An 890-nucleotide genomic window follows, 5' to 3' on the forward strand; every position below is an offset into this window, starting at 1 on the left:
CTAGCAATGCGGCGTGTCATACGTCTGATTGAGGAGATGAACATCCATGCCTCTGACGATGCGATAGAGGCTTCCCGATCTTTAGCCAGCCGACGGCAACGATTAAGCCAGGCGAAGGTTCGCTCAACGATCCACCGCCTGGGCAGAATTACAAAGCCTTTGGCTTGATCGGAGCACTTAACGATTTCAATTGCCAGCGCTTCGATATGTGCCACAGCAGTTGTCAGCTTTTCGCCAGCATATCCGCCATCGGCAAAGAGTTTCCTCACCGTGGGTAATTTTGGCAGGCGCGCTTGATCAGATTGGGCGCGCCGTCGCGGTCCTGAACATCCGCGCCATGCACGATGCCTTACAACATGTTGCCGACCATATCGGTTACGATATGGCGCTTGCGCCCTTTGATCCTTTTGCCTGCATCATAGCTGCGCTGACCACCAGCTTCTGTCGTCTTCACCCACTGGCTATCGATAATAGCTGCCGTCGACTCCGCCTTGCGGCCTTCGGACAGCCGTGTCACTGCAACCAGCATTTCATTGATAAGATCAAGCAAGCCGCTGTCGCGCATCCGGTAGCAATGATATTGCACTGTCGTGAGCGGCGGGAATTCCTTCGGTAACTGCGCCCATTGGCAGCCGGTTGTCGCCATATACTCGATGGCATTCCACAACATACGTGGATCATCATGCTCGCGTGGACGTCCAACCTTGCTCATCGGCTGCAAAAGCGGCGCGACGACAGACCATTCATCGTCGGTGCAGTCGCTTGCATAGCGTAAGCCTCCTCTGGCATAGCCGTGACGGGCGGTTTCAGTCCAGGTAGTCTTGGTAAACCACAGAGAACCATAAACAACTGAAATCGCTCAACTTAATTTTCGCGTAGGCTCTTAGGCT

The 890-nt window shown here is 54.2% G+C and carries 1 pseudogene; it reads right to left on the reverse strand.

The annotated features are described in order from the left end of the window. Positions 1-835: pseudogene (locus JAU75_RS23845) on the reverse strand (IS5 family transposase); the annotation flags it as partial. Positions 836-890 lie beyond the last annotated feature (55 nt).

This window comes from Ochrobactrum sp. Q0168 (genome assembly GCF_016427605.1).
Classification (GTDB): Bacteria; Pseudomonadota; Alphaproteobacteria; order Rhizobiales; family Rhizobiaceae; genus Brucella.